Below are 20,734 nucleotides of genomic sequence, written 5' to 3'. Positions count from 1 at the left end.
GGCGCTACTTGCCGCCCTTCGCCATCTTGCCGAAGTCGGCCACGTCCGTGAACACGCCCACGAAGCGGTTCAGCAGGCGCAGGCGGTTCGCCCGCACGGCCTCGTCCTCGTCCATGACGAGGACGTCGGCGAAGAAGGCGTCGATGGGCGCGCGCAAGTCGGCGAGCGCCGCGAGGGCCGCCGCGTAGTCGTCGGCGGCGAGCGCGGCGGCCACCTGCGACTCCACGTCGCGCGCGGCGGACGCGAGGGCGCGCTCGGCGTCGCCCATCAGGGCCTCGTCCACCTCCTCGCCCAGCTCCGCGTCGCGCAGGTTGTTGGCGCGCGCGTAGGCCGTGGCCAGATCGTCGAACGCCTCGCGCTCGCCGGTGCGGGCGGCCTCGAGGGCGCGCACGCGGGCGATGACCTGGGCCGGCTCCTCCACGCCTGCCGCCAGCACGGCGTCGATGGCGTCGGGGGACGCGCCGGAGTCGCGCAGCATGACCTTCGTGCGCGTGACGAAGAAGTCGGCCACCTGGGCACGCACGTCGTCGCGATCGAAGCCGATGCCGGCATCCGCGTACGTGGCGAGCGAGGCGTCCACGGCCCCCATGAGCGACACGGGCAGGCCGGCCTCCAGCATGGCCACGATGCCGATGGCGCTGCGGCGCAGCGCGAACGGGTCTGACGAGCCCGTGGGGCCCTGGCCCACGGCGAACAGGCCGCAGATGGTGTCCAGCTTGTCGGCCATGGCCACGACGCGCCCCACGTCGGACGCAGGCGGCTCGTCGCCGGAGAAGCGCGGGCGGTAGTGGTCGGCGATGGCGCGGGCCACCTGCTCGTTCTCGCCCGACGCCTCGGCGTAGTACGAGCCCATGACGCCCTGCACGCTCGTGAACTCCACCACGGCGTTCGTCACGAGGTCGGCCTTCGCCAGGTACGCGGCGCGCTCGGCATCGGCGGCGTCCGCCGCGCCCAGCTGCGCGTCGGCGGCCAGGTGGCGCGCCAGCGCCGCGATGCGGTCGGTCTTGTCCTTCATGGTGCCGAGCACCTCCTGGAACACCACCTCGTCCAGGCGGTCGACGTACGTCTCCAGCGGGTGCTTCAGGTCCTCCTCGTAGAAGAACTTCGCATCGGACAGGCGCGCGCGCACCACGCGCTCGTTGCCGTCGATGATGGTGGCGGCATGCGCCGGGTCGCCGTTCGTCACGACGATGAACTTGTTCGTGAGCCTGCCCTCCCCGTCGTACAGCGGGAAGTAGCGCTGGTGCATGAGCATGGCGTCCACGATGATCTCCTCGGGAACGCGCAGGAACTCCTCGTCGAACGTGCCCACGAGCACCGTGGGATACTCGGAGAGGTTCACCACCTCCAGAAGCGTCTTCTCGGGCAGCTCGGCACGGTAGCCCGTCTGGGCCTCCGCCTCCGCCACGCCTGCGCGGATGCGCTGCTCGCGCGCCTGCTCGCTCGTCACCACGAAGGCGCCCTCCACCACAGGGAGCAGGTCGGCGGCCGCGGCCACCTCGTGCGGGCCGGGGGCCAGGAAGCGGTGGCCGCGCGTGAGCCTGCCGGCCGTGAGGCCCGCGAACTCCACGGGCACCACGCGCTCGTCGAGCAGGGCCACGAGCCAGCGCACCGGGCGCGAGAAGAACTCGCTGCGGGTGCCCCAGCGGCACGACTTCGGCCAGGAGATGCCGGTGATCACGCCCTCCAGCACGCCGGGCAAAAGCTCCGCCACGTCGCGGGCGGGCACGCTGCGCTCAGCGAACACGTACTCGGCGCCGTTCTCCTCGCGGCGCTCGAGCGCTTCCACGTCCAGGCCCTTGCCGCGCGCGAAGCCGATGGCGGCCTTCGTCGGGTTGCCCTCGGCGTCGAACGCGATCTTGGCGGACGGGCCGCGGAACACCTCCTGGAGCGCCTCGGTCTCGTCGGCCACGTCCTCTGCCAGCACGATGAGGCGGCGGGGCGTGGTGTGCACGGACACGGTCCCGTGCGGGATGCGCACGGCGTCGAGCGCCTCGGGCACGAGCTTCTCCAGCTGGCCCGTGGCCTTGTGCAGGTCGAACGCGGGAATCTCATCGGTGCCTATCTCGAAGGCGAGCGTATGCAGGCTAGCCACGGTCGGCCTCCTCCCCTTCCTCGGCGGGCTTCATGCCCACCACGTGCTCCATGTAGCTCGCGCACACGGCCTTTGCCAGCGTGCGCACGCGCAGGATGTAGGCCATGCGCTCCGTGGCAGATATCACGCCGCGGGCGTCCAGCAGGTTGAACGTGTGGCAGCACTTGAGCACGCTGTCGTAGGCCGGCAGCGGCAGGTTCGCCGCGAGCGTGCGCTTGCACTCCTCCTCGCGGTCGTTGAACTCCTGGAACAGGAAATCGGTGTCGGCCACCTCGAAGTTGAACGTGGAGTACTGGCGCTCGTTCTCCAGGTACACGTCGCCGTACGTGAACGTGACGCCGTCGGCGCCGCGGCTCCACACGATGTCGAACATGGAGTCCACGCCCTGCACGAACATGGTCAGGCGCTCCAGGCCGTAGGCGATCTCCACGGGCACGGGGTTGCACTCGAAGCCGCCCACCTGCTGGAAGTAGGTGAACTGCGTCACCTCCATGCCGTCGATCCACACTTCCCAGCCCAGCCCCCACGCGCCGAGCGTCGGGCTCTCCCAGTCGTCCTCCACGAAGCGCACGTCGTGCGCGTCCACGTCGATGCCGATGGCGCGCAGCGACCCCAGATACATCTCCTGGATGTCGTCGGGCGAGGGCTTCATGAGCACCTGGAACTGGAAGTAGTGCTGCGTGCGGTTCGGGTTCTCGCCGTAGCGGCCGTCCGTGGGACGGCGGCAGCCCTGCACGTAGGCGGTGCGCCACGTGTCGGGGCCCAGCGAGCGCAGCGTGGTGGCCGGGGCGTTCGTGCCGGCGCCCACCTCGTTGTCGTAGGGCTGCAGGATGACGCAGCCCGCGCCCGCCCAGTAGCGCTGCAGGCTCATGATGACGTCTTGGAACGTGGGCGGCAGCGCCTCGGCGGCCGCCTGCCCCGCCGCACGGGCGGCGGGCTCGGTTTCGGTTGGCATGGCTCTCCTTGTCTTCCCTATCCTATGCAGTCGCGCGAGGCGGCTTCGATCCCTGGGTGCGGGCCTGCTAGTCCAGCAGGCCGAAGTTGTTGAACGGCCAGTACACGAGCGCGGCGCGTCCGGTGAGCGTGTCCTCGTCGACGGCGCCGAAGTAGCGCGAGTCGTTGGAGTTCGTGCGGTTGTCCCCCATGACCCACAGGTGCCCCTCGGGCACGGTGTAGGGGTAGGACACCTCCACGCCGAGCGCCGTCTTGAGCGGCTCGGAGGGCAGGCCGCGGGTGTAGGGCTCGTCGAGCGCCACGCCGTCCACCACCACGCGCCCGTCCACGAGGTCGACCGTCTGGCCGCCCACCGCGATGCAGCGCTTGATGAGCACGCGGCCGGGGATCTCCGGGTCCTGGAACGTCACGATGTCGCCGGGCTGGGGGTCGCGCAGGTAGTAGCTGATCTTCTCCGAGAACACCATGTCGCCGGTCATGATGGTGTTCTCCATGGAGCCGGAGGGTATCTCGTAGGGCTGGAATACGAACGTGCGCAGCGCCCATGACAGCCCGAAGATGAAGGCCACCATGACCAGCAGGCTGAGGATGGTCCTGAACGCGCCCGATCGGCGCGGCTCGGCGTGTTGCCCGGAGTCCATGAAGGTTGTCTATCCTTTCCGAACGGGCGCGGAGGGCGCCCGGATGAAGTCACGAGCGTATATGATAGCGCTTCGCGCCAGCACGCCCGGCGCGTTCGATAAACTCTTCAGAAATTCCCGATCAGCGGGCGAAATCCGGGCGGACGGCCCGCGCGCGCCCGTTGCTCCGCCCGCAGGCGCCCCTACCCGATAAGGGCGGCGTCCTCCAGCGGCCAGATGACGGCCACGCCGCGCGCGGTCACGGACGAGCGCCCGACGGCGCCGAAGTAGCGCGAGTCGTTGGAGTTCGTGCGGTTGTCCCCCATGACCCACAGGTGCCCCTCGGGCACGGTGTAGGGGTAGGACACCTCCACGCCGAGCGCCGTCTTGAGCGGCTCGGAGGGCAGGCCGCGGGTGTAGGGCTCGTCGAGCGCCACGCCGTCCACCACCACGCGCCCGTCCACGAGGTCGACCGTCTGGCCGCCCACCGCGATGCAGCGCTTGATGAGCACGCGGCCGGGGATCTCCGGGTCCTGGAACGTCACGATGTCGCCGGGCTGGGGGTCGCGGAACAGGTAGCTCACCTTCTCAGCGTAGACGCGGTCGCCGGTCATGATGATGTTCTCCATGGAGCCAGAGGGCACGGCGAAGGCCTGGTGCACGAACGTGACCTGGAGCCACGCCAAAGCAACGACGAAGGCTGCCCACCAGAGCGCCGCGACGATCCTGCGCGGCGCCCTCGGCGCGCCCGTGCGCGCATGCCGGCCGTGGTCCATGATCCCGCCTTCCCTCTGTTCCGTGCGGGCCTAGCGCCCGCTTCCGTCCGCCAAGTGTAGCAGAAACCTGCGGTCGGCGTCCGAGAGGTCGGCCGCGTCCAGCAGGTCGGGGCGCAGGCGCGCCGTGCGCTCGAGGCTCTGCTCGCGCCTCCAGCGGGCCACGGCGCCGTGGTCGCCCGAGAGCAGCACGGCGGGCACGTCCCTGCCCCGGAACGTTGCCGGACGCGTGTACTGGGGGTATTCCAACAGGCCGTCGGCGAAGCTCTCTCCTTGGGCGCCGGTGGGCGCCCCCAGCACGCCGGGCAGCTTGCGCACCACGGCGTCGATGACCACCATGGAGGCCAGCTCGCCGCTCGTGAGCACGTAGTCGCCCAGCGAGACGGTGCGGTCGGCCAGCGCATAGGCGCGCTCGTCGATGCCCTCGTAGTGGCCGCACACGAACAGAAGGCGCTCCTCGCGCGCCAGCTCGCAGGCCAGCGCGTCGTCGAAAGGCCGGCCGTGCGGGGCCAGGAAGATGGTGCAGGGGCACGGCAAGGCCTCGCCGTCAGCGCCGGCTCCGCAGGTCAAGTCGTCGTAAGCCTCGAACAGGGGCTCGCACTTCATGACAAGGCCGTCGCCGCCGCCGTAAGGGTCGTCGTCGGTCGTGCGGTGCCGGTCGTGCGTCCAGTCGCGCAGGTCGTGCGCCTTGAACGAGATGATGCCCTTCTCCTGGGCGATGCGCATCATGGACGCGCCCATGACGGAGTCGTACATGGAAGGGAACGTCGAAAGCGTCTCGATGATCATGGGAAGTCCAATCGGTAGGCGGTACGGCGGCGCTGCTGCTACAGCTCGAGCAGGCCGTCGGGCAGGTCGACGTCGATGCGCCGCGCCTCCTCGTCCACGCCGGCCACGAGCGCGTCGACGAGCGGCACGAGCACCGTCCGGCCTCCGGCCGCTGGGACGACTTCCAGCAGGTCCTGGCCCGGCAGCTCCTGGATGCCCGCCACCGTGCCCACGAGGCCGGCGCGCGCGTCGTGCACCTCCCAGCCGTCCCAGGTGCCGGCATGCGCGTCCAGCGCCCCCTCTGGCAAGTCTGCGCGGCGCACGAGGCAGTGGCAGCCTACGAGGGCCTCGGCCGCGTCGATGCCCTCCACAGCGTCGAACGCCACGACGGCCGTGCGGTCATCGATGGCAGACACGGTCGTCACCCGCGCGCAGCGCGGGGCGTCCGACACGGGCGGCACGAAGGCCACCTCCAGGCCCTCCGACAGCAAAAAGGGAAGGCCCGCCGCGCTCTGCGCGACGAACCCTCCCTGCAGGTTCTTCGTTCTCGCCAGTACGGCGACGTCCGTCCAAGCGCGCATCTAGTCGATGAGCTCCACTTCGACATGGGTGTTCGTGCGCGACGCGGCGGCACGGGCGAGCGTGCGGATGGCCTTGATGACCCGCCCCTGGCGGCCGATGACCTTGCCGGCATCCTCCTCGTTCACGCGGAGCTCCACGAGGATGGAGCCGTCCTCGGCATCGCTCGCCTCGATCTGCAGCTCATCGGGAAACTCGATGAGCGGGCGCACGACGGACTCGACGAGGCCGACGATGTCTTCCGTCTGCTCGGCCATGGCGCTTACGCGTTCTCGCGGGCGTTCTTGAGCAGGCGCGCCACCGTGTCGGTGGGCTGGGCGCCGTTCTTGATCCACTGGTCGACCTTCTCCAGGTCGAACTGCACCATCGTGGGGTTGGCGCAGGGGTTGTAGCGGCCGACCTCCTCGATGAACTTGCCGTCGCGCGGGCAGCGCGCGTCGGCGACGACGATGCGGTAGTACGGGCGCTTCTTGGCGCCGTGGCGGGCCAGGCGAATTTTGACTGCCATGAAGGTGAACTCCTTTTGCTTCTTACGTCAGGTCGGGCGGGTTGGGCGGCGCCTTCTGGGCGCGCGCACGATTCCCGCAAAACAGCAATTGCTTATGATACGGCGTAATCTTCCGTTTGACAAGCGATTGTCGTCTCGTAGTGCCCGCTATTGTACGCGAACCCCCGCAAAGCCAGCATCCCCGACCCCCCACGTCCTCGAAAAGCCCACGTTTCGGGCGCTCCCCCTGCGCTCGGCACGTGGGGGGCTTGGCGAACCGGGCGAGAAGGCCGCGGCGTGCCACGACCGGGAGGCTGCCCGCTGCTCGGGACGGCAGGCAGCCCGGGAGGGCGGTTCGGGGAGCCGACGCCATTCCCTCCCCCTGGCAGCCCCGACCGGGGCCTTCCTAGCCTCAGCAGGGACGGCGCGTGTCGACGCAGTCGCGGTAGTAGATATGGATGTCCTCATAGCCGCCCATGAAGTTCACGAAGCCGCCGGGCACGGTGCCCACGCGGGTGAAGCCCAGGTCCTCGTACAGGTGGATGGCACCGGCGTTGTCGGCCACCACGGCGTTGAACTGCAGGCCCCGGAAGCCCTTGCGCGCAGCCTGCGCGAGCGAGTCCTCAACAAGGGCACGACCGAGTCCCAGCCCGCGCACGCTCGAGGCCACGGCGTAGCTCGCGTTGCCCACGTGCGCGCAGCGCCCCACGTTGTTCGGGTGCAGGATGTACAGGCCCATGACCTTTCCGTCGAGGTCGGCCACCACGGAAAGCGTCTGGGCCGCGAAGAACTCCGCGGCGGTCTCCAACGTGAGCGGCTCGATCTGGGGGAAGGCCTCGCCACCCTCCACAACCTCGTTCCACACCTTGAGCATTCCCGCGAGGTCCTCCTCGCGGTACGGCCGAATCTCCAGGCCCATGGGCGCATCCTTTCTCGCGGGCTTCACCATGCGGCGCCAGTATAGCAGAGGGCGCCGCGCCCTGCCTCCCCGTCCACGCGACGCGGCGGCAACCGTCGAGAGCAGGAGGAAGCAAGATCCGGCGAGGTTGGCGCAGCGAATCAGCGACGGCGGCCGTGATGCGGCAGATTCGCGGGGTTGCGAAGGCGAAACGCACAACAGATATGCGGGTCTCCGGGATCGCGCGAAGGCGGAGCGCCACGGCCGGCCGCGGCATCGAGCGGTTCCGACGGCCGGCAAGCCGACGGAGCAGGACTATTCCGCCACTAGCTTGCGCACGTCCACGCGCTTCACCTTGCGGGCGCTCGCGTAGGCGGCGATCAGGAACAGCGTCGAAAGGCCCAGCGTGAGGCCGCCTACCATGAGCGGATTCGTGTCGATGGCGAACCGCGAAACGCCGAAGAGGCCGAACAGCTGCCCCATGAGCCAGCTGCCGCCGAGCGCCGCCAGCGTTGCGCCCGCCGAGCAGCCCGCGAGCGCCACGAGGAAGAAGCGCAGGGCGAACTGCACGCGAAGCGCGCGCGTCGTGAACCCGAGCGCGCGGTACACGCCCAAGTCGTGACGCTCGGCCGTGAACATGCGCCCGATGATGAGCGACACGGCGAGGAACACGAGCGTCGCGGCGACCGTCGCCATGGCGAAGCCCATGATGGTGAACAGCTGCTGGATAAGGCCGACCATGCCCTCGGTATCGCTGAACATGCCGGCAGGCCGCGCGTCCACCGCATCGCCGAAGCGCGCCTCGATGGCCGCACGCGCCTCGTCGGCCTTCTGCGGATCGGCCAGGACGTACTGCCGCGCCGTCTCGGCGACGTCCGCGCCTTTTCCGGCCAGGTCGCACACCCCGTCGTAGGTGAGGATGGTGCCGTAGCCGGCATTGAACATGGCGGAGAGCAGCCCGCACACCACGAAGCGGCGCTCCTCGCCGTCCGCCCCGTCGACAGCCAGCTCGTCTCCAATGCCAAGACCCATCGACTTCGCAAGGTTTCCGCCGATGAGCGCCTCGTTGTCGTGAATCGGCAGACGCCCTGCCACCACACCCGTCACCAGCGAAAGGTCGCTCAAGCCCGCGAACGAGTGGCTCTCGCCCCCGAAGCTCACCATGGCGAACGACTCCTTCCACGACTTCTCTATGGGGCTGACCTCTTCGATGACCCGCTCCACCTCGTCGAAGCTCGCGTCGGGCGAGACGAGGGTGGCCGACACGTCGCTCGTCCACATGCCGAAAGCCTCCTTCGCCGCATTCGGGCCGCCGAGCGCGCCGCCTATGCCGAACACGAGCACGATGAATGCACACATGACCAGCGCGCATCCCGCAAGCCCCACGTAGCGGCGCTTCGCCGACACGATAGCGCGCACGGCCAACCCCAAACCGAGATGGGAGCCGCCCAACGGGCGGGCAGCCCGGCTGCGGAACGTCACGTCGGCCGCGCCGCCCCGGAAAGCGACGAGCGGCGAGATGCGCGAGAGCTTGTGCGTCTTGCATACGACGACGGCCGCGACCAGCGCCAGCAGCGCCGCCAAAAGGAGCAGCGCCGCCGCAGGAGGCGCTGCGTTCGTCGCCAGCACGCCGGTGAATTGCGCGAAGAACGGCAGGACGGGAGGCACGAGCGCCCAGCCCAACCCGAGGCCGGCCGCGAGTCCCAGAAGGCTCACGCCCACGTACTCCACGCCCAGCATGCCGCGCAGCGAGCGGTTCGACAAGCCGAGGGCCTTGAGCGTGCCGTAGTCCGCGTAATCCTCCTCGATGGACGTCGCGATGGCGTGCGTGCAGATGACGAGCGCTATCACGAACAACAGCAGCGCGAACACGCCCAGGACGGCACCGCCGATGACCACGACCATCATCGCATAGCCGGCAAGCGTGTCGGCGGCGAACATGCCCGTTGCCGTGTTCGCCCAGGCCACCTCATCCGCGATGAGCCGGGCGAGGTCGGTCGAGGTCGTGCCCGTCGCGCGGGCCTCGTCCGACAAGCGCACGTTGATCTCGGCCATGCGATACGCCGACATCTTCGACGAGGAAGAAAGAACGTCGGCCGGTTCGCCGCCCTGCGCGACGGTCGCGTCGACGAGCGAGCCCACCTCGTCGTAGGCTCCCTGCGCCACCACGTAGCGTTTCATCTCCAGAAACGGCGTGCCAAGCTGAGGATCCTCGAAGAATCCCGCGATGGTGAAGCGGCGTGCCTCGTCGCCCACCAGCACTTCCAGCTCGTCGCCTACCTGAACGCCAGGAGCGACCTTGAGCGACGCCGGCACGTAGACCTCGTCGGGGCCCGGCTCGCGGGCCTCGTCGACGAGATGCGTCCCGTCGTCGGAGAACAGGCGGAAGCCGAGGGCGTCGCCCCAAGCCACAAGCGCGGTGCCCGAGGTGGGGTTCTTGTCCACGGCCTCGCCGCCCGCATCGTAGAACCTCACGGGAACGGAGAGGGCGCCGTTCACCCGCGCCTCGCTTACCTCGGACAGCGCCTCCACCTCGGCGGCCACCTCGTCAGTGAGGTTCGTCGCCATATCGACGGCATACACGTCGCCCGCCCCGATCTCGGCAAGCGCGGCCTCCTCGCGGGCGTTCAAGTCCGCGTACATGCTCACGGTGAAGGTGAGCGCAGCGGCGGTGAGGGCCATGAGCAGGAAGATGCCCGCGAACGAGCCCTTCCCCCGTTTGAGGCCGGCCGCGACGAGCGTGCGCATGAGCGCCATAACGTCCACCCCCCTACCAAGCCAGCGACGACAGCCAGGCGTTCACCTGGGCGTCGCGGGCCTTGAGGTAGGCGCCGCCGCCGTCGCCGCGGAAGGCCGGCAGCTCGAGCTCGCCTTTGATCGAGCCGTCCTCCAGGTACAGCACGCGGTTCGCGCGCAGGGCGCACAGCACGTCATGCGTGACCATGCAGATCGACTGGCCGCTGCCGTTCAGCTCGCAAAGCAGCGAGAGCACCTCGAGCGTGTTGGCACGGTTGAGCGCGCCGGTGGGCTCGTCGGCGAACACGATGTCGGGATCGTTCACCACGCTGCGGGCCACGGCGCAGCGCTGCTGCTGGCCGCCGGAGGCCTGGCTGGGAAGATGATGCGCGTCGGCATCGAGCCCCATGCGCTCGACGAACGCCTGCGCGACCGCGCGCGTGTCGGCAGCCGAGCGCCCGGCCTTCAGATAGCCGGGCACGGCCACGTTCTCGAACAGCGTGAGGTTCGACACGAGGTGAGCCTGCTGGAACACGAACCCGAAGCGCTGCGCGCGCAGCTCGGCCATGTCGCGCTCGCGCAAGCCGGTGATGGACGAGCCTCGATAGCGCACGTCGCCGGCCGTCGGGGCGTCCATGCCGGAAAGGCAGTACAGAAGCGTGGACTTGCCGGAGCCCGACGGCCCCATGATGGCGGTGAAATCGCCTTCGTAGAGCGTCAGGTCGACGTTGCTCAGCACGTGGGTCTGCACCCCGTCGGCCGCGTAGCTCTTGCACAGCCGCTCGGTTTGGATGATGGGATTCTTCATGATGCCCTCTCGTCTCGCCTATTCGTTGGAAGGCATCGTAGCCGCGCGAACATTAAGGCGTCCTTAAGATGCGAGGGGGAGTTCGAGGACGGCGGCGAGGCCGGGCTCGGCGTTCTCGAGGCTTAAGCCGCCTCCCATCTGCTCAACCAGGTAGCGCACGATGAACAGCCCGAGGCCCGCGCCCGGCGCATCGCCGGCGTTCGAGCCGCGGTAGAAACGGTCGGCGACGAACGGCAGGTCCTCGGGCGGGATGCCGGGGCCGCGGTCGCGCACGCGCACGCGATAGGCGCGCGCGGCGGTGTCGAGGACACCCTCCACCTCCACGTCCGCGCCGGGCGCGTACTTGGCGGCGTTCGCCAACAGGTTCCCGATCGCCTGCTCGAGGCGCTTCGGGTCGCAGCTCGCCTGCGCCTCGTCGAGGCGCCCGAGCGTCACCCTGCCGCCCGCGTCGAAGTCCGCGACCGCCCGAGCCACGACGCGGGCGATGGGCGCTTCCTCGCAGCGCACCTGGATGCGGTCGAGGTCGGCGAGCGCGTGGAGGAACAGGTCGTCGGTGAGCGACGTCACCTCGTCGCACTTGCGCGCGATGGTGCGCGCGTAGCCCTCGCGCTCCGCTTGCGTGCGCGCGAGGCCCAGCTCGAGCGCCTCGGAGTAGGCGCGGATGGACGCGATGGGCGTCTTTATGTCGTGCGACAGCGCGGCGACGGCCGTCTTGCCCCGCTCCACGGCCTCGGCCTCGGCGGCGCGGGCGCGTTTGATCTCTGCGCGCATGTTGTCGAACGCCCAGGTGAATCGGCCGAACGGGTTGCTGCGCTCATAGGCGAGCGGGGCGTCGAGGTTGCCCGTCGCCACGTCCTGCGCGAACGCCTCCAACCGCATGAAGGGACGCACGACACCGACGTAGAGGTAGGCGACGACGCCCCATGCGAATGCCGCGCCGAGCGCGGCGAGCGCCCAGACGAGCGCGACGGGGAGGCCGCCGCGCGCGTCGGCGGCCGCTCGCAGCGCATCCTGCGCGCGCGAGAGCGCGGCGTCGGCGGCCTCCACGTCCGCGCCTTCGGGCAGCTCGGCGCGGGCCGCGTTCAGCTCCACGGTCTGCGCCCGCATCTCGGCGGCCGGCCCGTCGCCCGCGAGCAGGGCCGTGGCCGCGAGCGCCGCCAGGGCGAGGGCTAGCGTCGCGGAGGCGGCGATGCCGACGAGCCGTCGCGCGATGCGCGCGCCCTCGCGCGAAGCCGCCGTCACGACGCGCCGCCCTCGGCGTCGAAGCGGTAGCCCCTCCCCCGCACGGTCTTGAAGTGGGCCGGGCGGGAAGGGTCGTCCTCCACCTTCGCGCGCAGCCAGCTCATGTGCACCGACACCGTCTGCGGCTCCACCTCCGAGAACGCGCCCCATACCTCGGCCAGCAGGCGCTCCTTCGACACTGTCTCGCCCTCATGCGCGATCAGGAAGCGGGCGAGCGCGAACTCCTTGGGCGACAGCGCCGCGACGACGCCGTCCTTCGCGAGCGTCCCGGCGGCTTCGTCGAGGGCGAACGGTCCCGCGACGAGCGGCCGTCCCGCGCCGCCGGAGCGCCCCCGAGAGCGCCTGAGCAGCGCGTTCACGTGCGCGAGCAGCTCGCGCAGAGAGTAGGGCTTGGGCAGGTAGTCGTCGCCGCCCGTGTCGAGCCCGACGATGCGGTCCGTCTCGCTCGTGCGCGCCGACGCGAACACGATGGGCACGTCGCTCGCGCGCCGAAGGGCCTCGCACGCCGCGAAGCCGTCGTCGCTCGGCAGGTTGATGTCGAGCAGCACGAGGTCGAACGGACGGGCGCCCAGCACGTCGTAGGCCTCTTCGGCGCTCGCAGCGCGCACGACCGCGAACCCCTCGCTTTCGAGGTAGCGCGCCACGATGGCGGACAGATCCGCGTCGTCGTCGACTATGAGTACGCTCGGCATCGCTCCCCTTCCCTCGCTCCCTTCCCCGCATCGGGCGGAACGCCTCCATTGTAGCAAGGAGCGACGCCGACCGCCCTCGCGGGACGGGGGTTTCGCGCGGATCCGGCGAGCCGTTCGCAGAACCTGTGTCGTTCGGGCGCAGCAGCGAGGGGCTGTGATACCATGCGCGCAGGAGGTGCCCCATGGCCCACATGCTGACCATCGAAGACGAACCAGCCATCCGCACCGTGCTCGCCGAGGTGTTCAAGAGCGCGGGCCACGACGTGGCGCTCGCCGCCGACGGGATGGAGGGCATCGCGGCGTTCCACGCGCGGCCTTGCGACCTCGTCGTGCTCGACCTCATGCTGCCGAAGATCGACGGCTTCACCGTGTGCGAGCTCATACGGCAGGAATCCGACGTTCCCGTCATGATGCTCACGGCGCTCGGTGCCGAGTCCGACGAGCTGCGCGGCTTCGAGCTTCTTGCCGACGACTACGTGACGAAGCCGTTCTCCGTGAAGGTGGTCCTGCGGCGCGCCGAGGCCCTGCTGCGCCGGGCCGCGCACGCTCCGGCCGACGGCGCCGACGGACTGCTGCGCTGCGGCGACGTAGCGCTCGACCCCGCCGGCCGCACGGCGAGCCGCGGCGGAAGCCCCGTGGACCTTACCCGCACCGAATTCGACGTGCTCGAGCTGCTGCTCGCCCATCCCGGCCGGGTGTTCACGCGCGACGAGCTGCTCTCCCTCGTGTGGCACTACGAGTTCGCCAGCGATCCGAAGATCGTCAACATCCACGTCATGAACATCCGCAAGAAGCTCGGCGCCGGCCTCGTGGCCACCGTTCGGGGGATTGGGTACAAGCTTGGAGAGGCGTAGGCGGCATAGCGACGAGAGCAGGCGACGGCGCCGCCTCGGACTCAAGGTGTTCCTGGCCGTGGCCGCCGCGCTCGCGCTGACGAGCGCGCTCATCTACGCGCTCGTGGCCGTGGCGCTGCCCGCCAGCTACGAGAACGTGGCCACATCGCGCGTGCACGAACGCCTCGACGCGCTCGGCGCGCAGCTCGCCGAAACGCCCTACGCCGATGCGGCCCAGCCCATCTACGACTTCTGCATCGAGAACAACGCAACCGCCGTGCTCGTCGTGGGCAACGACTCGTCCCGTTTCGGCACCGAGCCGGACACGGGAAGCGAATCGGCCGTCGCCCTGTCGACCAACGTGCGGTTCGCCGACCAGGACAGCGGCTACCTCACCATCGTGGCCAACCTGCCCGCCGCCGGCGAGCTGCCTTCGGCGTTCTGGAGCATGCTGCCCGCCGTCGTCACGGCCATCCTCGCCGCGGCCGTGCTCGTGGCCTGGGGCGTGAGCCGCATCATCAACCGGCTCGTCGCCGACGTGGCCGATGCCAAGCGCGCCGAGCGGCAGCGCCGCGACTTCTTCGCCGCCGTGTCCCACGAGCTGAAGACGCCCCTGTGCGCCCTCAAGGCCCAGATCGAGTGCATGCTGTACGGTATCGGCGACTTCGCCGACCGCGACAAGCACCTGCCGGTGGCGCTCGAGACCGCCGAGCGCCTCGAAGGGCTCGTCGGCGAGATCGTGCTCGTCGCCGGCATGGAGGCCGACGACATCGACCGCGCCTGCGAGGACGTCTCGGCGACCGCGCTCGTGCAGGAGGCCGTCGACGCGTGGGCGCCGCGGGCGGCCGAGCGGGGGCTCGCATTCGACGCCGACGTGCAGCGCGACGCCATCATCCGGGCGAACCGCGCACTCGTGGCCAAGGCGCTGGCGAACGTCGTCGGGAACGCCGTGACGTACTCGCCGCCCGGCGCGCAGGTGTCCGTCCGCCTCGCCGACGGGACGCTCGTCGTGGAGAACACGGGCATCGAACTCTCCGACGACGAGCTGGCCCGCGCGTTCGAGCCGTTTTTCCGTGCCGAAGCCTCGCGCAGCCGCGCAACGGGCGGCAGCGGCCTCGGTCTCTATATCGCGAAGACGGCGTTCGACCGCTACGGCATCCGCTTCGCGCTCGACAGTGCGAACGACCGCGTCACGTTCTGGGCGCGCTTCCCCAAGGGCCGCAGCATCTAAACCGAATCTAAACCGACGCTCAACCGGATCCTCGCCTTTCTGGCCGATAGTGGAATTCCACCGAACGGAAAGGAGTCTTCATGGGACTTGGCAAACGCGCCCTGCTGTACCTTACGCGCAAGCGGGGCAAGACGCTCATCCTGTTCCTGCTGCTGCTCGTCATCGCCACGATGGCGTTGTCAGGGCTGGCCATCAAGCAGGCCGCGCAAACCGCGCAGCTCAACGTGCGTGAGGCGCTGGGCGGGTCGTTCGCCCTCAAGCAGAACACGAGCGACGCGAGCAAATGGGAGTCGGTCCAGCAGGGATCGAACGGCTCGAAGGGGTTCTATCGCGGCGAGCCCATCACGAAGGAATTGGCCGACCGCATCATGGGAAGCGTGGACGGTATTAAGGGCTACAACGCATCCTATCAGTCCACCGTGCTCATGAAGAAGCAGGGGGCCTATCTCGATCTCGTCGAATCGGACGCGGAGGACGGCGGAGGGCTGGGCGCGATGCTGGCCTCGTCGGGCGACATGAACAAGACCTCAACCGCCTTCGGCGCAACCGACACCGCTTTCGACTCCTACTTCGCCCAGGGCTTTCTCAAACTCGTGGACGGGCGGCACCTCGAGCACGGCGAAACCGGCAAGGCGCTCATCAGCAAGGAGCTGGCCGAGAAGAACGGCCTCGCGGTGGGCGATAGGCTCACTCTCCAGCAGAGCGAGACGAAAGCGCAGATGAACGGCATCGATCCCGAAGACACGAAGATAGACGTCGAGATCGTGGGGCTGTACGAGCCCACCGCCAAGGCGAGCGCCGTCATGAGCAACTGGTCCATCGACAACGCAGTGTTCACCTCGCTTGAGGTCATCCAGCACGTGCGCCCCGAGACGGGCGGCGAGAGCTACGAGCGCGTGGACTTCCACGTGGACGATCCCGCCGAGGTGAACCGCATCGTCGAGGAAGTGAAGAACCTCGACGGCCTCGACCCCACCGACTTCACGGTTGACGTGGACACGGGCAACGTCGATTCAGTCATCGAGCCGCTCGAGAACATGGACAGCCTCATGACCGGGCTCATCGCGGTCATGGTGGTCATCGGCGCGATCATCCTCTATCTCGTGCTGGCCGGACGGGTGCGTGAGCGCATCCATGAGAGCGGCGTGCTGCTTTCGCTCGGCGTGACCAAGCGGGCCATCGTCGCGCAGTACCTCGTGGAGATCGCCCTCGTGGCCGTGCTCGCGTTTGGCGCCTCGTACTTCACGAGCGGGCTCGTGGCCCAGACGGCGGCTGCGCAGCTGCTCGACTACGCCACCGAGCAGGCGGGCGACGTGGGCGGATCAGGCGCACAGGGGCCGACGAGCAGCGGAGACGGCATGATGGCAGCCAACTCAAGCTCGATGGCGCCGAAATTCGAGCAGAACCGCGACATGACGAAAATTGAGGTCGTCATCGATCCCGCAGCGCTCGTAGGCGTCTACCTGGCGGGCGGCGTGCTCATCATCGGCTCGGTGGCCGCGGCTGCGCTGCCGGTACTGCGCCTCAAGCCCAAAGAAATACTCACGAAGATGAGCTAGAAAGGACTCTGTCATGCACCTAATGGAACTAGAAAACGTACGTTACTCCTACGGCTCCGCACAACCCGTGCTGCGCGATGTGTCGCTGGCGCTCGAACCGGGAAAGCTCTACGCGATACTCGGCCCGTCCGGCTGCGGCAAAACCACGCTGCTGTCCCTTATGGGCGGACTCGACTCACCCGACGGCGGCACCGTCCGCTTCAGCGGCGAGGACATTGCCGACACGGGACTCGCCGAGCACCGCAAGCATCACGTGGCGTTCGTCTTCCAAAGCTTCAACCTTATCGACTACCTCACTCCGGCCGAAAACGTGGCGCCCATCACGCGCTCGTCGCCCTACCCGCTGCTGGAAGAACTGGGACTGACTAGCGAGGAGGCGCGCCGAAACGTGCTGAAGCTATCGGGCGGCCAGCAGCAGCGTGTGGCCATCGCCCGCGCACTGGCGACGGACGCGCCCGTCATCCTAGCCGACGAGCCCACGGGCAACCTCGACGAAGACACCGCCGCCGAGATAACCGGCATCCTGCGCAGCTGCGCCCACAAGATGGAGAAGTGCGTGGTGGTGGTCACCCACTCGCGTGAGCTGGCCCGCAAGGCCGACTGCGTGCTGAGGTTGAAGAAAGGTGTGGTGAGCCAAGAGGACGTCGGTTCATCCGTTGTCGGATCGACCTCCCGCCGAAATGCTCCGCGGGGAAGGAGCCGATCATGAGGGGCCGCGAGCGCGCAGGTCGCATCGGCGCTCGCGCCGTGCCCACCATCCCGGCCTTCACCATCGCCTCGTACGCAGCCAGCGGCATCCTCGCAGCCTGTTTTGTTCTCGCTGCGGTTGCCACCTGGACGAACGTGTCGGCGCAGCTGACCCAAGGTGTGCCCGTGGCAGGCAACGAGCTAGCCATAGCGAACGCCGTCCTGTCAGGCTGCGCGTCGTACGCAGCGTTCGCCTTCCTCGCCTTCGCGGCCGGGACGGTGTACCGCGGCTTCGGCCGATACTCGGCGGCAGGTGGCGATAGCAGCGGCGGTAGCGTCGGTGACGATGTTAGTGCTGGCGAACTGGGCGACCCAGAGACCGACGAGGACGCGTTTTGGGACGAGGACACTCAGGAGGCCGAGTCACCACAGGACAGTGGGACGCAAAGCACTGGGACACCCAGAGCGTCGAACGACTTAAGCGGCCAAGAGCGCGACCCACAGGATAAGAAGGACACCGAAGGCCGCAAGAACACCGGAGACGATGATACCTCCGTATACTGCGCCGACCTCAACCGGTTGTTCGCCGTGCGCCAGACCGTATCGCTCGACCAAGCGCTCAGAAGCGTGTACACCCGCTGACAGCGCAGCACGCAGAAGCGCGCGACCCTCGGGGCATCGCCCGACGTCGCTTAAACGCGCGCCTTCTTCCATTTGCGGATCTTGCTGCGGAACGATTTGAACGGCGCGACGGTGTTCGTGTGAATCCATTTCCACACCGGCCAGTTCGAAGGGGTCGACTGCGCCCAGGCCCTGCCGCCCGGCTCGAACAGCTCCTCGTCGGAGAACCCGTCGACCCACTGCACGAGCGCGTCCACGTCGTCCTCGAACGACCGCTTCAGGTGCTCGAACGGTTCCGCGCGATGCTCGTCGTAGAAGCCTTGGTACAAAACGCCCATCTGGTTCCACTTGCAGCCGGGCGCCGGCATGGCCACGTCCATGTCGGCCAGCTCGTCGGCGTCCCAGCCGCGCAACAGCCCCATCCACCCCAGCTGGTAGGCCAGCATCTCGCGCGGCGTGCGGTCCACGCCCTCGACCGTCGAGTCGGCGTCGGCCTCGGCCACGTCGTCGAACTCCGCGGCGAACAGCCCGGCCGTCTTCCGGATCTCGGCGATCAGCGCTTCCTTGCTCTCGTAACCCTGCATAGCGCCCCTCCTCAAACGAATGCGGCGGCCCCGTTGCCGCCGCATCATGCCTATTCGCCCATCATGTCCTGGAGCTTTTTGATGTCGGCCATGCTCATGCCTCCCATGCCGGGCAGGCCCATGCGACGCCGCCGGCTCTTCTTGCCCTTCTTCCCCTTCTTGCCGCCCTGCAGGTCCTCCACGGCGGGCATCATCTTCTTCATCATCTTCTTCGTCTCGTTGAACTTCTTGATCAGCTGGTTCACGTCCGAGACGGTCACGCCCGCGCCGGCGGCGATGCGCGCGCGGCGCGAGCCGTTCAGCAGGTCGGGCTTCTCGCGCTCGGCCTTGGTCATGGAGTTGATGATGACCTCCATGTGGTCGAGCGCGCCCTCGTCCACCTGGCCCTGCGACATGGCCTTGTCGCCGCCGGGCAATGCGCTGATCAGCTTGGAAATGCCGCCCATCTTGCGGATCTGGCGGTTCATGTCGATGAAGTCGTTGAGCGTGAGGTTCGCGCGCATCATGCGCTCGGCCTGCTCCTGCTCGACCTCCTCCTGTTGCACCTTCACGGCGCTCTCGATGAGGCTGACCACGTCGCCCATGCCCAAGATGCGCTTCGCCATGCGGTCGGGGTGGAACTCCTCGAGCGAGTCCGGCTTCTCGCCGGACGAGATGAACTTGATGGGCTTGCCCGTGACCTGCTTGATGGACAGCGCGCCGCCGCCGCGGGCGTCGCCGTCCATCTTCGACATGATCACGCCGTCGAAGTCCACGCGCTCGGAGAAGGCGGCAGCCACGTTCACGACGTCCTGGCCGGTCATGGCGTCCACCACCATGAGGATCTGGTCGGGCTTGACCGCACGCTTGATGGCCTCGGCCTCGTCCATCATCTCGTCGTCCACGTGCAGGCGGCCCGCCGTGTCCACGATCACCACGTCGCGCAGGTTGTCGATGGCGTCCTGGATGCCCTCGGTGGCGATGCGCACCGGGTCCTGGCCGTCACCGCGGTACACCCGCACGCCGATCTCGCCGCCGAGCGTCTGCAGCTGGTCGGCCGCGGCGGGACGGTACACGTCGCAGGCCACCAGCAAGGGCGAGTGTTTCCCCTGCTTCAGGCGGTAGGCCAGCTTCGCGGCGGCCGTCGTCTTGCCGGAGCCCTGCAGGCCCACGAGCATGATGACGTTGGGAATGCGGCTGGAGAGCACGAGCTTGCTGTCCGTGCGGCCCAAGAGCTCGGTGAGCTCGTCGAGCACGATCTTGATGACGTTCTGCGCCGGCGTGAGCGAGTCGAGCACCTCCGCGTCCAGGCAGCGCTCCTTCGTGCGGGCGATGAAGCCCTTCACCACCTTGAAGTTCACGTCGGCTTCCAGAAGCGCCATGCGGATCTCGCGCATGGCGTCGTTGATGTCGTCCTCGGTCAGGCGGCCCTTGCCGCGCAGCCCGCTGAATATGCCCTGAAGGCGTTCGGAGAGGTTCTCGAGCATGGAAGTGCGCTCCCATCGGTCGGTCATGTCGTACGCTTAATGGGAGATTATACTTGATCGACGCATGCGGACGCGAACTTCACCTTTTCAACGACTGGGGGTGGTCTTCCGAACAATTACGAATACGGCCTTCGCAGTGCCATGGTTCTACCGAGCACCAGACCCCATGCGCTCTTAGCCCCGCTCGTCGAAGTCGCCGACGAGGGCGCGCGCGAAGTCGTGCGCGTCGAAGTCCTTGAGGTCGTCGAGGCCCTCTCCTACGCCGATCTTGAGCACGGGCAGCTCCAGCTCGTGGCTCACAGCCAGCGCGATGCCGCCCTTCGCGGTGCCGTCGAGCTTCGTGACGATCACGCCGTCCAGATCGAGCGCGCGGTCGAACTCGCGTGCCTGCTGAAGGCCGTTCTGGCCGGTGGTGGCATCGATAACGAGCACGGTGAACACGGGCAGATTCGAGCGCTTGCGCACCACGGCCACCACCTTCTCCAGCTCGCGCATGAGGTCGGCCGACGTGTGCAGGCGCCCGGCTGTGTCCACCAGCACGAGGTCGGCGCCCTCCTGCTCGGCGCGCTCGAGGGTGTCGTAGCAGACGCTCGCCGGGTCGCTGCCGCGCTCGCGCGTGCACACGGGCACGTTCGCGCGCCGCGCCCACACCTCCAGCTGCTCGATGGCCGCCGCGCGGAACGTGTCGGCGCTGCCCAGGAGCACCGTGCGGCCCGCGTCCGTGGCCTCCTTGGCCAGCTTGCCCACCGTGGTGGTCTTGCCCGTGCCGTTGATGCCCACGAACAGCACCACGGCCGGCCCGCCGCCGAACACGTCCTCGCCGCCGGGCGTGAACGTGGAGGCTATCTGGTCGTTCAGCAGGTCGAGCACGGCGTAAGCATCGGGCAGCGCCTTGCGCGTGGCCTGGTCACGCAGGTTCTCCACGATCTCGCTGGCCGCCGCGCCCCCGATGTCGGCCAGGATGAGCGTCTCCTCCAGGCCATCCCAGAACTCGTCGTCCAGATCCGGGCCGCGGTCCAGAAGGACGTTCATCTGCTCTTTGAACTTGTCGCGCGAGCGGGAGAGCCCCTCGCTGATCCTATCGAAAAATCCCATGTGCGG

The 20,734-nt window shown here is 68.5% G+C and carries 21 protein-coding genes; 5 read left to right on the top strand and 16 right to left on the bottom strand.

The features are described from left to right. Positions 1 to 4: 4 nt before the first annotated feature. From glyS to BN3560_RS13335, 13 genes are all read right to left on the bottom strand, one after another. On the bottom strand, positions 5 to 2,095 hold the full coding sequence (glyS, locus tag BN3560_RS13395; RefSeq protein WP_096228436.1) for a glycine--tRNA ligase subunit beta: 2,091 nt from the start codon (positions 2,093 to 2,095) through the stop codon (positions 5 to 7). Continuing rightward, positions 2,088 to 3,050 (bottom strand): glycine--tRNA ligase subunit alpha, encoded by a 963-nt coding sequence (locus BN3560_RS13390; protein ID WP_087191641.1) that lies wholly within the window; start codon positions 3,048 to 3,050, stop codon positions 2,088 to 2,090. The genes glyS and BN3560_RS13390 overlap by 8 nt, the downstream gene beginning before the upstream one ends. A gap of 67 nt (positions 3,051 to 3,117) precedes the next feature. After that, a complete protein-coding gene (lepB, locus tag BN3560_RS13385) occupies positions 3,118 to 3,690 on the bottom strand; it encodes a signal peptidase I (protein ID WP_096228435.1) in 573 nt (190 codons plus the stop codon). A gap of 182 nt (positions 3,691 to 3,872) precedes the next feature. Continuing rightward, positions 3,873 to 4,445 carry a signal peptidase I gene (gene lepB / locus BN3560_RS13380; protein ID WP_096228434.1) on the bottom strand — a complete coding sequence of 191 codons (573 nt, stop codon included), beginning with the start codon at positions 4,443 to 4,445 and terminating at the stop codon, positions 3,873 to 3,875. Positions 4,446 to 4,475: 30 nt separating this feature from the next. Continuing rightward, the gene (gene trmD, locus BN3560_RS13375; RefSeq protein WP_096228433.1) at positions 4,476 to 5,231 is read right to left on the bottom strand and encodes a tRNA (guanosine(37)-N1)-methyltransferase TrmD; all 756 of its coding nucleotides are present in this window, start codon (positions 5,229 to 5,231) and stop codon (positions 4,476 to 4,478) included. A 38-nt stretch (positions 5,232 to 5,269) separates the two neighbouring features. Continuing rightward, positions 5,270 to 5,791, bottom strand: coding sequence for a ribosome maturation factor RimM (locus BN3560_RS13370; protein WP_096228432.1), 522 nt, complete (start codon positions 5,789 to 5,791; stop codon positions 5,270 to 5,272). Further along, positions 5,792 to 6,046: a KH domain-containing protein gene (locus tag BN3560_RS13365; protein ID WP_087192342.1), complete on the bottom strand. Its 255-nt coding sequence runs from the start codon at positions 6,044 to 6,046 to the stop codon at positions 5,792 to 5,794. Between the two features lie 5 nt (positions 6,047 to 6,051). Next, entirely contained in the window at positions 6,052 to 6,297 is a 246-nt protein-coding gene (gene rpsP, locus BN3560_RS13360; protein WP_087192343.1) for a 30S ribosomal protein S16, read from the bottom strand. A 391-nt stretch (positions 6,298 to 6,688) separates the two neighbouring features. Beyond that, a complete protein-coding gene (locus BN3560_RS13355; protein ID WP_096228431.1) occupies positions 6,689 to 7,195 on the bottom strand; it encodes a GNAT family N-acetyltransferase in 507 nt (168 codons plus the stop codon). Positions 7,196 to 7,489: 294 nt separating this feature from the next. After that, positions 7,490 to 9,931 carry an ABC transporter permease gene (locus BN3560_RS13350; RefSeq protein WP_096228430.1) on the bottom strand — a complete coding sequence of 814 codons (2,442 nt, stop codon included), beginning with the start codon at positions 9,929 to 9,931 and terminating at the stop codon, positions 7,490 to 7,492. A 13-nt stretch (positions 9,932 to 9,944) separates the two neighbouring features. Next, on the bottom strand, positions 9,945 to 10,718 hold the full coding sequence (locus BN3560_RS13345; RefSeq protein ID WP_096228429.1) for an ABC transporter ATP-binding protein: 774 nt from the start codon (positions 10,716 to 10,718) through the stop codon (positions 9,945 to 9,947). Positions 10,719 to 10,781: 63 nt separating this feature from the next. Further along, positions 10,782 to 11,960, bottom strand: a complete 1,179-nt coding sequence (locus tag BN3560_RS13340) for a sensor histidine kinase (RefSeq protein ID WP_096228428.1) — start codon at positions 11,958 to 11,960, stop codon at positions 10,782 to 10,784. Further along, entirely contained in the window at positions 11,957 to 12,652 is a 696-nt protein-coding gene (locus tag BN3560_RS13335) for a response regulator transcription factor (RefSeq protein ID WP_096228427.1), read from the bottom strand. Before BN3560_RS13335 ends, BN3560_RS13340 begins: the two co-directional genes overlap by 4 nt. Before the next feature lie 182 nt (positions 12,653 to 12,834). On the opposite strand from BN3560_RS13335, the gene BN3560_RS13330 reads away from it, so the two are divergent. The 5 genes from BN3560_RS13330 to BN3560_RS13310 all read left to right on the top strand — a co-directional run bounded on the left by BN3560_RS13330 (position 12,835) and on the right by BN3560_RS13310 (position 17,604). Further along, positions 12,835 to 13,506 carry a response regulator transcription factor gene (locus BN3560_RS13330; RefSeq protein WP_096228426.1) on the top strand — a complete coding sequence of 224 codons (672 nt, stop codon included), beginning with the start codon at positions 12,835 to 12,837 and terminating at the stop codon, positions 13,504 to 13,506. After that, the gene (locus tag BN3560_RS13325) at positions 13,493 to 14,716 is read left to right on the top strand and encodes a sensor histidine kinase (RefSeq protein WP_123649932.1); all 1,224 of its coding nucleotides are present in this window, start codon (positions 13,493 to 13,495) and stop codon (positions 14,714 to 14,716) included. Before BN3560_RS13330 ends, BN3560_RS13325 begins: the two co-directional genes overlap by 14 nt. 80 nt (positions 14,717 to 14,796) lie before the next feature. After that, entirely contained in the window at positions 14,797 to 16,275 is a 1,479-nt protein-coding gene (locus BN3560_RS13320) for an ABC transporter permease (RefSeq protein ID WP_096228424.1), read from the top strand. A gap of 13 nt (positions 16,276 to 16,288) precedes the next feature. Beyond that, on the top strand, positions 16,289 to 16,984 hold the full coding sequence (locus BN3560_RS13315) for an ABC transporter ATP-binding protein (RefSeq protein WP_096228423.1): 696 nt from the start codon (positions 16,289 to 16,291) through the stop codon (positions 16,982 to 16,984). Beyond that, positions 16,981 to 17,604, top strand: coding sequence for a hypothetical protein (locus BN3560_RS13310; protein WP_096228422.1), 624 nt, complete (start codon positions 16,981 to 16,983; stop codon positions 17,602 to 17,604). The genes BN3560_RS13315 and BN3560_RS13310 overlap by 4 nt, the downstream gene beginning before the upstream one ends. A gap of 50 nt (positions 17,605 to 17,654) precedes the next feature. Here the strand turns inward: BN3560_RS13310 and BN3560_RS13305 are convergent, their stop codons facing one another. The 3 genes from BN3560_RS13305 to ftsY all read right to left on the bottom strand — a co-directional run bounded on the left by BN3560_RS13305 (position 17,655) and on the right by ftsY (position 20,728). After that, positions 17,655 to 18,167, bottom strand: a complete 513-nt coding sequence (locus BN3560_RS13305; RefSeq protein WP_096228421.1) for a ClbS/DfsB family four-helix bundle protein — start codon at positions 18,165 to 18,167, stop codon at positions 17,655 to 17,657. Positions 18,168 to 18,217: 50 nt separating this feature from the next. Further along, positions 18,218 to 19,633 (bottom strand): signal recognition particle protein, encoded by a 1,416-nt coding sequence (gene ffh / locus BN3560_RS13300; RefSeq protein WP_096228420.1) that lies wholly within the window; start codon positions 19,631 to 19,633, stop codon positions 18,218 to 18,220. A 174-nt stretch (positions 19,634 to 19,807) separates the two neighbouring features. Beyond that, positions 19,808 to 20,728, bottom strand: a complete 921-nt coding sequence (ftsY, locus tag BN3560_RS13295) for a signal recognition particle-docking protein FtsY (RefSeq protein WP_096228419.1) — start codon at positions 20,726 to 20,728, stop codon at positions 19,808 to 19,810. Between the last annotated feature and the right edge of the window lie 6 nt (positions 20,729 to 20,734).

It is taken from the genome of Gordonibacter urolithinfaciens, from assembly GCF_900199375.1.
Classification (GTDB): domain Bacteria; phylum Actinomycetota; class Coriobacteriia; order Coriobacteriales; family Eggerthellaceae; genus Gordonibacter; species Gordonibacter urolithinfaciens.
This window is presented reverse-complemented; position numbering and strand designations above follow the sequence as displayed.